Genomic DNA, 12,489 nt, shown 5'->3' on the forward strand with positions numbered 1-12,489 from the left:
CTATTCTGGATCGGTGCGATAGATCAAGCGTTCGTCGCAGGGGGCGATGCGCAGGATGTTCGTGGTGCCGGCCTGATTGAAAGGCACGCCTGCGGTGACGACAATCTGGTTCGTCTCGTCGGCAAAACCGAAGTCGCGCGCTGCCTTGGCCGCGTTCACGACTGCCTGCTTGAACCGCTCGAGCGAGGGTGTCAGCACGCAATGCGTCCCCCAGGTCAGGCACAACCGCCGCAGCGTCGGCGTTTCCGAAGACATGGCAATGATCGGCACACGCGGACGTTCGCGTGCGATCAGGCTGGCCGTGGTGCCCGATTGCGTAAAGGCGCAGATGCAGGAAATGTCGGTCGTTTCAGCGATCTCGCGCGCGGCGGCGACGATGGCGTCGGCCACGGTCTGGCGCTTGGCCGAGCGCGAGCTTTCGATGATCTCGCGATAGGTGGGATCGGTCTCGACCGAGCGGGCGACATTGTCCATCGTCGCCACCGCCTCGATCGGATAGGCCCCGGCGGCGCTTTCGGCGGACAGCATGATCGCGTCGGCGCCTTCATAGATCGCGGTCGCGACATCGGACACCTCGGCCCGCGTCGGCATCGGGCTTTCGATCATCGATTCCAGCATCTGGGTCGCGACGATCACCGGCTTGGCCGCCGCGCGGCAGGCACGGGTCAGGCGCTTCTGGATCGGCGGCACGGAATGGACCGGCAGTTCGACCCCAAGGTCGCCTCGCGCCACCATGATCCCGTCCGAGACCTTGAGGATCTCGGAAAAGGCGCGGACCGCGGCGGGCTTTTCGATCTTGGACAGGATGGCGGCGCGGCCATTGGCCAGCTTGCGCGCCTCGATCACGTCCTCGGCCCGCTGGACAAACGACAGGGCCAGCCAGTCGACGCCAAGCTGGCAGGCGAATTCCAGGTCTTCGCGGTCCTTGTCGGACAGCGCGGCCAGCGGCAGGACCACGTCGGGCACGTTCACGCCCTTGCGGTTCGAGATCGCCCCACCCACGGTCACCACGCACTCGGCGAAATCGGCACCACAGCTTTCGACCTTCAGGCGGATCTTGCCGTCGTTGACCAGAAGTTCGGAGCCGGGTTCAAGCGCCGCGAAAATCTCGGGATGAGGCAGCTGGACGCGGGCGGGCGTGCCGGGCGCGTCGTCCAGGTCAAAGCGGAACGCCTGACCGGCCTGCAGATCATGCGGCCCATCGGCAAAGGCGCCAACGCGCAGTTTCGGCCCCTGCAAATCGGCCAGCACCGCGATCGGGCGGCCCGATTCGGCCTCGACCCGGCGGATGATGTCATAGCGGGCCTTCTGCTCGGCATGCGTTCCGTGGCTCATGTTCAGCCGGAACACGTCCGCGCCCGTCTCGAACAGGCGGCGGATGGTGTCGAAGTCGCTGGACGATGGCCCAAGGGTTGCAACGATCTTGACCTTGCGGTGGCGTCTCATCCGTTTCTCCGTCGTGTTTGCGCTAGCAGACGCTGTATAAACCCATGCACCGCGTCGCGGCAACTGTGCCCGGATCAGGGCTTGCACTAAACCTTGCCGCATGCAAGGCGAAGGGACCATGACGGTAGCAGCTTTTACCACCATCGGACGCGACCGGAAATCGCGCTGGCTTGTCACCTGCGACCACGCGTCGAACCGGGTGCCGGACTGGATCAATGGCGGCGATCTGGGCATCGCGGCCGAGGACATGGCCCGCCACATCGCCTTTGACGTGGGCGCGGCGGGACTGGCGCGGCATCTGGCCGACCGGCTGGACGCGCCCGGCATCCTGTCGAATTTCTCGCGTCTGGTCATCGATCCGAATCGCGGCGAGGATGATCCGACCCTGCTGATGCGGATCTATGACGGAACCGTCATCCCCGCGAACCGCGTCATGGACACGGCGGAACGCGAGCGTCGGCTGGACCGGCTTTACCGTCCCTATCACGACGCCTATGCCCGGCTCGCCGATACTCATCCGCGCCGCGCCATCTGCGCCATCCACAGCTTCACGCGCCAATTGCGCGGCCGCCCGCGCCGTCCCTGGGCGGTGGGCATCCTTTATTCGCATCGCGACGACCGCCTTGGCCCCGCGCTGGTCCGCGAATGCCGCGACAAGGGCTGGATCACGGGCGAGAACGAGCCCTATTCCGGCCATCTCGACGGCGATTCCATCGACAAGCACGCGCTGGCGCATGGTCGCCCGAACGTCCTGATCGAGATCTGCAACGACCTGATCGAGGACGAGGCGGGCCAGATTGTCTGGGCCAACCGTCTGGCCGGGGTGCTGGCAGGTATCCTGGACCGGCAAGAACTTTAGCGGACCGCGGCTTCCGCCCATGATCTTGCTTCGGCCATCGGCAATTTGCCATGTGGGGTCGGATGCCCGCCGGCTACATCTTCTCGCCCGGCAGTTTGCTTGCCTGCCTGATCCATTCGGCAAACAGCGCCTCGTCGGGTGTCTCGCCTTCCTGGATATGGACATAGCGCACATGCGCCTGCTTCGAGGCGACCGGCGGCACCGGCTCAAGCTCGGCCCCGCGGAAGAAGGCGACCTTGATGTATTTCGTCATGCAATGCAGGCTGAGGAACCAGGTCTGGCCGTCCATCCCGTAAAGGGGTGAGTTCCATTTCACAGCCTTTTGCACATCCGGCACCGTCCTGACGACCAGCCCGTCAAGCCAGGCGCCGACCCCGCTTTTCCAGCCCGGCATGGCCGCGATGTAATCCTGGACCGGTCCGTCACCATAGCCCTTGGGAATCTGGGGATTGCCACCCGAAAGCAGGACAGGCTGCGTTTTCGCTGTTGTCTTGTCGGTCATGCGTCACCTTCGTCCCGGTTGCATTCCGCCCCAGCCTAGCACGCAAAGCCCGGCGCACCGCAACCGCGGGCAGGTTGCCGCCCGTGCGCGACCGTCAGAGAAAGCCTTGCGGGTCGATGTCCACGGACAGCCGCAGGTTCGAGGGTGGCTTCGGCGCCAGCGCCAGCCAACGCGAAATCGCCGTCTGCACCGGCGCCTGCCGGGGCGCACGGATCAGCATCCTGACACGATAGCGGCCCCGGACGCGGGCAATGGGTGCGGGCGCCGGACCCCAAAGCTCGGCCCCGATCTGGTGCAGTGGATCGGCGCGACGGGCCATTTCGCGGGCATGATTCTCGACCGCCGACTGGTCGGGATGTGACAGGATGATCCCGGCCAACCGGCCAAAGGGCGGCATCCCGGCCTGCTGCCGCTGCGCAGCCTCGGCATCCCAGAACGCCTCGTCCTCGCCCGACAGGATGGCGCGGATCACGGGATGCGCAGGCTGGTGGGTCTGAAGCAGCGCAAGCCCCCGCGCGTCGCCCCCTTCGCGGCCCGCGCGCCCCGCCACCTGGCGCATCAACTGAAAACTGCGCTCGGCGGCGCGCATGTCGGCGCCCTGCAGGCCAAGATCGGCATCGATCACGCCCACCAGTGTCAGGCGTGGGAAATTGTGTCCCTTGGCCACGATCTGCGTGCCGATGATGATGTCGGTTTCCCCGGCGCTGATCTGGGCGATCGCCTCTTTCAGTGCGCGGGCCGAGTGGAACAGGTCCGAGGACAGGACCGTTGCGCGGGCATCGGGAAAACGCTCGGCCACCTCTTCGGCCAGACGCTCGACCCCCGGACCGATCGCGGTCATCCTGCCCTCGACCCCGCAGCTTGGGCAGGCGACCGGGATCGGCTTCGTTTCGCCGCACTGGTGGCAGACAAGGCGATTCTGGAAGCGGTGCTCGACCATGCGGGCGTCGCATTGGTCGCAGCCGACCTGCTGACCGCAGGCCCGACAGGCGGTGATCGGGGCATAGCCGCGCCGGTTCAGGAACAGCAGCGACTGCTCCCCCCTGCCCTTGCGCGCCCGGATCTCGGCGGCCAGTCGGGGAGAGATCCAGCGCCCCTTCTCCATCTCGGATTCGCGCAGGTCGATCGCCCCCATCTCGGGCAGGTCCGCGGTGCCATAGCGCGACCGCAGGTCGATCCGCGCGTATTTCCCCGCCCCCGCGTTCACCCAGCTTTCGACCGAGGGCGTGGCCGAGGCCAGCACCACCTGCGCCCCGGCAATACTGGCCCGCAGGACTGCCATGTCGCGGGCGCTGTAGAAGACGACGTCTTCCTGTTTATAGCTGGAATCGTGCTCTTCATCGACTACGATCAGGCCAAGGTCGGCAAAGGGCAGGAACAGGGCCGAACGCGCGCCGACCACCATGCCGACATGGTGCTGCGCGGCCATGGTCCAAAGCCGGCGGCGTTCTGTGCGGGTGATACCCGAATGCCATTCGCCGGGACGCGCGCCAAATCGCGCCTCGACCCGCGACAGGAACTCCGAGGACAGCGCGATTTCCGGCAGCAGGACCAGCGCCTGCCGCCCCTGCCGCAGGCATTCGGCCACGGCCTCAAGATAGACCTCGGTCTTGCCCGAACCGGTGACGCCTCGCAAAAGCGTGGTGCCATAGCGTCGGGTCTTCAGAGCATCGCGCAACTGTGCCGCCGCCTCGCCCTGGTCCGGGGCAAGGGGCTTGCCGGGCAGGTCGGGATCCAGCCGGGGATAGGGCGTGTCGCGGGGAGCAAGGGTTTCGGCCAGCGTCCCCGCCTTGACCAAGCCCTGCACCACGCTGCCGGTGACCCCCGCCAGTTGCGCCAACTCGCCCGGCGCGAAACCGGCACCGCCGTGATCCTCGATCACCCGCAGGACGGCGGCGCGGGCATCGGTCATCCGATCGGGCGGCGGCCCCGCCCTGTGGATGATCCGCCGCGCCGAGGGGGGCTGGTCCAGATCCGGCGCCCGCGTCGCCATGCGCAGCATCGAGGGCAAGGGCGTCAGGGTATATTCGCCCATCCGGGTCAGGAACTCGATCATCTCGGGCGCAAGCGGGGGGGCGTCGATCAGCCGCGCGACAGGGCGCAGCTTGGCCATGTCGAAATCGCCCATGCCCTGTCCCCAGACCGCGCCCATGACCCGACGCGGTCCCAGCGGCACGACGACAAGCTGACCCAGCCGCACGCCGCCCTCGGGGGCCAGATAATCCAGCACGCCCACGACTTCCTGCGTCAGCACGGCGATGCGTGCACCGTGGGGATAGAACAGCGGCCTGCTCATCCCAGGATCAGGCGGGTTCGGAACGGGAACAGGGCGGGCACGGCTTTGAGCATCGCGCGGATACTGGCACGGTGCGTCGTCGGGCCGCAAGCCGCCCGCCCGGACTTCACCCGCAGCGGTTTATGGGCTAAACCCTGCATCAAAGCCGCAACAAGGGCCATTGCCATGAAATTCTTCGTCGATACCGCCGACACCGCCGCCATCCGTGAACTGAACGACCTGGGTATGGTCGATGGCGTCACCACCAACCCCTCGCTGATCCTGAAATCGGGCCGCGACATCGTCGAGGTCACGAAAGAGATCTGCGGCATCGTCACTGGCCCGGTCAGCGCCGAAGTCGTCGCCAAGGACGCCGCCGACATGATCCGCGAAGGCAAGCATCTGGCCGAGATCGCGCCGAACATCGCGGTCAAGGTGCCGCTGACCTGGGACGGGCTGAAAGCCTGCAAGGCGCTCAGCTCGGAAGGTCACATGGTCAACGTCACGCTGTGCTTCAGCGCGGCGCAGGCGCTTCTGGCCGCCAAGGCGGGCGCGACCTTCATCAGCCCCTTCATCGGCCGTCTGGACGACATCAACCTGGACGGCATGCAGCTGATCGAGGACATCCGCACGATCTATGACAACTACGATTTCAAGACCGAGATCCTGGCTGCCTCGATCCGTTCGGTGAACCACATCACCGACGCCGCCCGTATCGGCGCCGATGTCATCACCGCGCCGCCGTCCGTCATCAAGGCGATGGCGAATCACGTTCTGACCGACAAGGGCCTGGCGCAATTCGACGCCGACTGGGCCAAGACCGGGCAGAAGATCGGCTGATGAGCGGGGATCAGGCCGTCGATCTTCCCGAGGATCTGCGCGCCCGGCTTCTGGCCCGGCCCGAACTGATCCTTTCTGACCGAGACCTGATGCGCGCGCTGATCGGCGCGCGCGAGGCCGACCGGGGCGAGAATGTCATCGACATTCGCGGCCGCGCCATGCAGGCGCTGGAAAGCCGCCTCGACCGGCTGGAGGAGACCCATGAAACGGTCATCTCCACCGCCTATGAAAACCAGTCGGGGATGAACACCGTGCATCGCGCGGTGCTGTCCCTGCTGGAGCCCATGGATTTCGCGGCATTCCTGGAAAATCTGGAATCCGCGGTCGCCCCAATTCTGCGGGTCGAAACGCTGCACCTGATCATGGAATCGGGTTCGGTCGAGCCGGCGCGCGAATTGGCCGGTCCGCTGACCATCGTGCCCGCAGGCACGATTGCGGCGATGCTGTCCGGCGGACGGCGGGCACCGCGCGCCGATGACATCATCCTGCGCGCCGTCGCCGGGGAATCGCTGCCCCATCACGGCGATGCCCGCGCACCGATCAAATCCGAGGCGCTGCTGCCGATCGACCTTGGCCCCGGCCGCTTCCCGGCGCTGCTTCTGATCGGTTCGGCCGAGGCGGGGCGCTTTACCCCGGCGCAGGGCACCGATCTGCTGCGCTTCTTCAGCCAGGCCTTCCGGCTGGTCCTGATCTCCTGGCTGCGCGAATGACCCAAGGGGCCACGCCACCGCTGGCCCTGGCCCCGATGATGGCCGAGCAATTGCAACGCTGGCTGGATGCCGAGCGCGCGGCCCGAGACCGTTCCCATCACACCATCGTCGCCTATCAGGCGGACCTGCTGGCGTTCCTGTCCTTTCTTGGCGGCTATCACGCCACCCCTGCCCTGCCGCAGACGCTGGGTCAGCTGACACAATCCGACATGCGCGCCTTTGCCGCGGCCGAACGCGGACGTGGGCTTTCGGCGCGCTCTCTCGCGCGCCGGCTGTCGGCAGTGCGCAGCTTCATCCGCTGGATGTCGGACCGCCACGGCTTCGACGCCTCGAAGGCGCTGGCATCGCGCGGGCCGAAATTCACCCGCTCACTGCCGCGTCCGCTTGCCCCCGAACAGGCGCTGGAGCTTCTCGACATCGCCGCGGAAAGCCATCGCGAACCCTGGATCGCGGCGCGCGACACCGCGGTCCTGACCCTGCTTTACGGCTGCGGCCTGCGGATCTCCGAGGCGCTGCAGCTTGACGGCTCGGACTGGCCCCTGCGCGAAGCCCTGACCATACGCGGCAAGGGACAGAAGGAACGTCAGGTTCCGGTCCTGCCCGTGGCGCGCGCGGCGATCGCCGAGTACCTGCGTCTTTCCCCTTGGCCGGTGCAAGGCGACGCACCGCTTTTCCGTGGCGCAAGGGGGGCAAGGCTGAACCCCTCGGTCCTGGCCGGCGCGATGCGCACCATGCGGCAGTCGCTGGGCCTGCCGCCGACCGCGACGCCTCACGCGCTGCGCCATTCCTTTGCCACCCATCTGCTCGCCGCCGGGGGCGATCTGCGGACGATCCAGGAACTTCTGGGCCATGCGAGCCTGTCGACCACGCAGGTCTATACCGGGGTCGATGACGCAAGGCTGCTTTCGGTCTATCGCGCCGCCCATCCCCGCAGCTAGGGGCTGGGCACGGACCAAGCAGCTTCACCGTTTTCCAAATACCCATTGCAACGCTGCGGTTGGCGCGACCTTTACAATCCGTCGCGCCGGGACCAAAGACGACGCGCCATGTTCGATCTCTCCCTCCACCTTGTCCTGATGCTGACCGGCGCCGCCTTTGCCGCCGGTTTCGTCGATGCCATCGCCGGCGGTGGCGGACTGATCACGGTGCCCGCCCTGATGCTTGCGGGCCTGCCCCCGGCCCAGGCCTTGGCGACGAACAAGGTGCAGGGCGTCTTCGGTGCCGCGACTGCTTGCATCTCCTATGCCCGTCGCGGCCTCGTCGACCTGCGCCAGCAGAAGATCGCGGCCGTCGTCGCCTTTGTCGCGGGACTGGCGGGGGCGTTTTTCGTCACCTCGATCCCGACCGACGCGCTGCGCTATGGCCTGCCGGTGCTGCTGATCGGGATTGCGGTCTTCTTCGCGCTGAAGCCGGGGCTGGACGACCGCGACCGCCATCGGCGCATGTCCTCTGCCGTCTTCACCGCCAGCTTCGTGCCCGCCATCGCGTTTTATGACGGACTGGTCGGACCGGGAACCGGGTCGTTCCTGATGCTGGGCTTCGTCCTGCTTGCCGGTTACGGCGTGCTGAAGGCGACGGCCCATACCAAGCTGCTGAACTTTGCGTCGAATCTGGGCGGGCTGGTGGCCTTTGCGCTGGTCGGCAAGCCGCTTTGGGCGCTGGGGGCGGTCATGGCCGTGGCCCAGATCGCAGGAGCGATGCTGGGCGCACGCCTTGCCATGCGGATCGGCGCAAGAGTGATCAAGCCGCTTCTGGTCATCACCTCGACGGCGCTGGCGCTGCGGCTGATCTGGCAACTTCTCTGACCGGACCCGTCCCCGTCAGACGAAATCGAACATCGAGGATTCAAGCTGCGCCATCGGCACGCCCTGCAGCGTCAGGACATTGCCATCGCCGAAGTTGAAGACGACGTTCTTGCCGACCTGGGTGGCGGCATCCATCAGGTCGCCGAAATTGTCGACGCAATCGATATCGACGGTGACGCTTTCCGCCGGGGCGCCGGTCGAGCTGCCATCGGCGCGTAACCCGGTCTCGAAATCGCGAATCACGTCCTTGCCGCCGTCGAAGACAAAGGCATCATGCCCCCAGCCACCCAGCATGGAGTCGTTGCCGGCACCGCCGCTCAGCGTATCGTCACCAAAATCGCCATGCAGCGTGTCGTTACCCGCATTTCCGGCGACGAAGTCATTGCCATAGCCGCCATGCAGGGAATCGTTGCCAGCCTCGCCCATCAGGCTGTCATTGCCTTCGACCCCGAACAGGCTGTCATTTCCGACCCCGCCAAAGACGGTGTCATTGCCAGTTCCTCCGGAAATGAAGTCGTTCCCTTCCTGCCCCCAGATCTTGTCGTTCCCAAGATCGCCGAACAGGAAATCTCCGCCGGTGCCGCCCCAGACGCTGTCATCCCCGGTGCCGGCCGAAACGAAGTCGATCCCGCCCTTGCCAAAGATCTGGTCGTTTCCGGCCAGCCCAAGCAGGCCTTCATCCCCGGATCCCCCGTAAAGGGCATCGTTGCCCATCGTTCCGTCGCGCGTGTTCAGCGAACTCAGCCGATCAAGCTGGTCATCCAGCGTGTCGGCGATATCCGCCAGCATGTCGGCATAGATGACCGAGTAAACCCTGTAGGAAAGTGTCGCCATCGCGCATCCTCCTTGCGAAGCCAAGACCCGTCGGACTGTGCAAGCCTTATGCCACGGATGCGACGCTGCCACGACGCAGGGGCAGCCTCAGGCGGGTTTTCGGCGGATTTCATCCCGCCGATCGACCGCCCCTGGGCACTCTGCCGCGCATCCCGGTCAAGGATGGGGCAGACTGCGCAACGACCGGGCAGGGTCGGCCCCGCCCCGATCCCTGATTCGTCGTGATCTTCCCTTACTGCGGAAAACCGGGAGAGCGCCGCAACTCGCCGATGACGCGCCCTCGCCAATTCGTCAGCGGACCGGTCAGGTGACGGCGGATGACCGGCGCGTCCTCGGGCAGCAGGCCCAGATGGACCAGCAATGCGGCAATCGCCGCCTCGGCCCCGCGGGTGCCGCCATCGGTGATCTTCAGCGCGATCCCAAGGCCGCGTTCCGGCAGGATACCCACGAAGACCGCCTCGGCCCCGGTCTTGACTGCGCCCTGACCGCCCAGGGCGCGCATCATTTCGGTGCAGGCCCGCCCTTCGCCGGCGACCAGTTCGGGATGGGCCATCATCGCCTGGACCAGCCGCCGCTGCGCATCCCCGCGCAGACCGGGACGCGGATCGGCGAAATCCGCCATCGCCTGCGCCAACCCAGCGACACTGCAAGCGAAATTGGGTGCCGAGCAGCCGTCGACACCCCAGCCCGCAGCCTCTTCTCCGGTCGTCTCCTCAAAGGCGGAGCGCACGGCCTTCTGCACCGGATGGTCGATCTCGACATAATCGGCATCGCCGCCAAGCACCTGATTCAGTGTCAGGAACCCCGCATGCTTTCCCGAGCAGTTGTTGTGCAACTGGCAGGGCTCGCTGTCCGAACAGATCAGGCGCTTGCGCTCGTCCGGGTCGTTGGGCAGGTGGCTGCCGCAGCGCAGGTCGGGCTCGTCCAGTCCCAGCCCTTTCAGCCAATGGGCAACGCGACCGACATGGATCTGCGCACCATTGTGGCTGGCACAGGCAAGCGCCAACTGTTCGGGACCAAGTCCGGCGCGGTCGGCCGCTCCGCTTTCGACCAGCGGCAGCGCCTGGATCATCTTGCATGAGGATCGCGGAAAGATCACCGTTCCCGGATCGCCCCAAGCCTCGACGATACCATTGGCATCGGCGACGACGGCATGGCCGCGATGCAGGCTTTCAAGCAGGCCGCCACGCCATAATTCGATCAGATTGGCCGCAGTCATGGACAGTTTTCCTCTGACAATCACGCGATATCCCGCAAGGGGGCTTTTTTGCGCGTCGATTTTTGCGTTATCCTTAAGCCGGATGGTTGAATCCACAACCGACATCGGCAACAAGTCCGGATAAACCGGACCATGGCAGGAGGCCAGAGCATGTTGAAATCCGCCCCGCATGTGGCGGCGGCAGCCGCCGCTTTCGCAATCGCCCTTTCTGCGCCCGTATTCGCGCAGGATTCGACGAACGTGATCGGCACCCAGGGCGACTGGACGGCTTTTTCGGCCTCCAGCCCGAAAGAGTGCTGGGCCGTTTCCGCACCGAAATCGTCCCAGAACACGGACTCGAGCGGCAGCCCCAAGGAAGTGTCCCGCGGCGATATCCGCCTGTACATCGCCTATCGTCCCGGCCAGTCGGGCGAGGTTTCGTTCTCGGGCGGCTATCCCTTTGCCCCGGATTCGGCGGTCGAGGTGAATATCGGCGGTAACACCTTCAAGCTGTTCACCGAGGGTGAAAGCGCCTGGACCGGTTCGCCCGCAGAAGACGGCAAGCTGATCACGGCCCTGCGCGGCGGCTCGACCGCAGTGCTGACCGGACGCTCGGCCCGCGGCACCGTGACCAAGGACACGTTCAGCCTGTCGGGCATCACCGCGATGACCAACAAGGCCCAGACCAGCTGCAAATAGGCCTCGCGGTCCCGATTTGCCGAAGATTCTCGTGAACAGGGGCTTGGGCCCCTGTTTTCTTTTTGGCTCGTTTACCCTATATAACGGCCTTCCCCCATCCGCCCCGGACGCCCAAGCCATGACCGCCCCGATCACCCAGGACCTGTTGACCATCCCGCGCAAGCTGCCGGAAACGGCGCTGAAGAACATCGTGGGCCTGACCCGCGACCAGTTGCGCGACGCGCTGGTCGAGGCCGGGACGCCCGAAAAGCAGGCGAAGATGCGCGTCGGCCAGATCTGGCAGTGGGTCTATCACTGGGGCGTACGCGACTTTGCACAGATGACGAACCTGGCGAAGGATTATCGCGCCTTCCTGGCCGAGCGGTTCGAGATTGCGGTCCCCGAAATCGTGACCCGTCAGGTTTCGGCCGACGGCACCCGCAAGTACCTGCTGCGCATCGCCGGCGGGCATGAGGTCGAGACGGTCTATATTCCCGAGGAATCGCGCGGCACGCTTTGCATCTCGTCCCAGGTCGGCTGCACGCTGACCTGTTCCTTCTGCCACACCGGCACCCAGAAGCTGGTGCGCAACCTGACCGCGGGGGAAATCGTGGGTCAGGTCATGGTCGCGCGCGACGACCTGGGCGAATGGCCGGTCCAGGGCGCGCCCAAGGACGAGACGCGCCTTGTCAGCAACGTCGTGCTGATGGGTATGGGCGAGCCGCTTTACAATTTCGACAATGTCCGTGACGCGATGAAAGTGGTGATGGATGGCGAAGGGATCAGCCTGTCCCGCCGCCGCATCACCCTGTCGACCTCTGGCGTCGTTCCCGAAATCGCCAAGACCGCCGAGGAAATCGGCTGTCTTTTGGCCGTCAGCTTCCATGCGACCACCGACGAGACCCGCAACATGCTGGTTCCGGTGAACAAGAAATGGAACATCGAGACGCTTCTGAACGCGCTGCGTGAATACCCGCGCCTGTCGAATTCGGAACGCATCACCTTTGAATATGTGATGCTCGACGGCGTGAACGACAGCGATGCGGATGCCCGCCGTCTGGTCAAGCTGATCCGCGGCATTCCGGCCAAGATCAACCTGATCCCGTTCAACGAATGGCCCGGCGTCGCCTATAAGCGGTCCAGCTGGGAACGGATCGAGGCATTTGCCGACATCGTCCACAAAGCGGGCTATGCGAGCCCGATCCGCACCCCGCGCGGCGAGGATATCATGGCCGCCTGCGGACAGCTGAAATCCGCGACCGAGCGTGGCCGCAAGACCGCCGCCCAGATCGCCGCCGAAGCGCGGGTCTGAAGCAGCGACCGGTTCGCCCGGCCCGGACCG

Annotated in this window: 13 protein-coding genes; 7 read left to right on the top strand and 6 right to left on the bottom strand. The window is 65.8% G+C overall.

Annotated elements, in window-relative coordinates; genetic code table 11:
* Positions 1–1,446: a pyruvate kinase gene (gene pyk, locus ACO2Q4_RS18060; protein WP_311757691.1), complete on the bottom strand. Its 1,446-nt coding sequence runs from the start codon at positions 1,444–1,446 to the stop codon at positions 1–3.
* A 118-nt stretch (positions 1,447–1,564) separates the two neighbouring features.
* Here pyk and ACO2Q4_RS18065 point away from each other — a divergent pair, with 118 nt between their 5' ends.
* Positions 1,565–2,305, top strand: a complete 741-nt coding sequence (locus tag ACO2Q4_RS18065) for an N-formylglutamate amidohydrolase (RefSeq protein WP_395131366.1) — start codon at positions 1,565–1,567, stop codon at positions 2,303–2,305.
* A gap of 73 nt (positions 2,306–2,378) precedes the next feature.
* Here ACO2Q4_RS18065 and ACO2Q4_RS18070 read toward each other — a convergent pair whose 3' ends face one another.
* The 3 genes from ACO2Q4_RS18070 to ACO2Q4_RS18080 all read right to left on the bottom strand — a co-directional run bounded on the left by ACO2Q4_RS18070 (position 2,379) and on the right by ACO2Q4_RS18080 (position 5,270).
* On the bottom strand, positions 2,379–2,807 hold the full coding sequence (locus ACO2Q4_RS18070; RefSeq protein WP_311757693.1) for a DUF1801 domain-containing protein: 429 nt from the start codon (positions 2,805–2,807) through the stop codon (positions 2,379–2,381).
* 94 nt (positions 2,808–2,901) lie between these two features.
* Positions 2,902–5,103, bottom strand: a complete 2,202-nt coding sequence (locus ACO2Q4_RS18075) for a primosomal protein N' (protein ID WP_423321006.1) — start codon at positions 5,101–5,103, stop codon at positions 2,902–2,904.
* Positions 5,100–5,270, bottom strand: a complete 171-nt coding sequence (locus tag ACO2Q4_RS18080; protein ID WP_395131373.1) for a hypothetical protein — start codon at positions 5,268–5,270, stop codon at positions 5,100–5,102. Before ACO2Q4_RS18080 ends, ACO2Q4_RS18075 begins: the two co-directional genes overlap by 4 nt.
* Between ACO2Q4_RS18080 and fsa the strand changes: the two genes are divergently transcribed.
* The 4 genes from fsa (at position 5,269) to ACO2Q4_RS18100 (ending at position 8,437) form a co-directional block, all read left to right on the top strand.
* Positions 5,269–5,922, top strand: a complete 654-nt coding sequence (fsa, locus tag ACO2Q4_RS18085) for a fructose-6-phosphate aldolase (RefSeq protein ID WP_311757695.1) — start codon at positions 5,269–5,271, stop codon at positions 5,920–5,922. The two genes, ACO2Q4_RS18080 and fsa, sit on opposite strands and share 2 nt — an antisense overlap.
* Entirely contained in the window at positions 5,922–6,632 is a 711-nt protein-coding gene (locus ACO2Q4_RS18090; RefSeq protein WP_311757696.1) for a DUF484 family protein, read from the top strand. The genes fsa and ACO2Q4_RS18090 overlap by 1 nt, the downstream gene beginning before the upstream one ends.
* Positions 6,629–7,570, top strand: a complete 942-nt coding sequence (locus tag ACO2Q4_RS18095; RefSeq protein ID WP_423321009.1) for a tyrosine recombinase XerC — start codon at positions 6,629–6,631, stop codon at positions 7,568–7,570. The genes ACO2Q4_RS18090 and ACO2Q4_RS18095 overlap by 4 nt, the downstream gene beginning before the upstream one ends.
* A 108-nt stretch (positions 7,571–7,678) precedes the next feature.
* A complete protein-coding gene (locus tag ACO2Q4_RS18100; RefSeq protein WP_423321010.1) occupies positions 7,679–8,437 on the top strand; it encodes a TSUP family transporter in 759 nt (252 codons plus the stop codon).
* A gap of 15 nt (positions 8,438–8,452) precedes the next feature.
* Here the strand turns inward: ACO2Q4_RS18100 and ACO2Q4_RS18105 are convergent, their stop codons facing one another.
* Positions 8,453–9,271, bottom strand: coding sequence for a calcium-binding protein (locus tag ACO2Q4_RS18105; RefSeq protein WP_423321012.1), 819 nt, complete (start codon positions 9,269–9,271; stop codon positions 8,453–8,455).
* Between the two features lie 232 nt (positions 9,272–9,503).
* Positions 9,504–10,490, bottom strand: a complete 987-nt coding sequence (locus tag ACO2Q4_RS18110; RefSeq protein ID WP_423321014.1) for an asparaginase — start codon at positions 10,488–10,490, stop codon at positions 9,504–9,506.
* Between the two features lie 150 nt (positions 10,491–10,640).
* Between ACO2Q4_RS18110 and ACO2Q4_RS18115 the strand changes: the two genes are divergently transcribed.
* Both ACO2Q4_RS18115 and rlmN read left to right on the top strand, forming a co-directional pair.
* The gene (locus tag ACO2Q4_RS18115; RefSeq protein WP_311757701.1) at positions 10,641–11,168 is read left to right on the top strand and encodes a hypothetical protein; all 528 of its coding nucleotides are present in this window, start codon (positions 10,641–10,643) and stop codon (positions 11,166–11,168) included.
* A 118-nt stretch (positions 11,169–11,286) separates the two neighbouring features.
* Positions 11,287–12,459, top strand: coding sequence for a 23S rRNA (adenine(2503)-C(2))-methyltransferase RlmN (gene rlmN, locus ACO2Q4_RS18120; protein ID WP_395131382.1), 1,173 nt, complete (start codon positions 11,287–11,289; stop codon positions 12,457–12,459).
* Positions 12,460–12,489: the final 30 nt, after the last annotated feature.

The sequence above is a fragment of the Paracoccus sp. KR1-242 genome, assembly GCF_049446195.1.
In the GTDB taxonomy this organism is placed as follows: Bacteria; Pseudomonadota; Alphaproteobacteria; order Rhodobacterales; family Rhodobacteraceae; genus Paracoccus; species Paracoccus broussonetiae.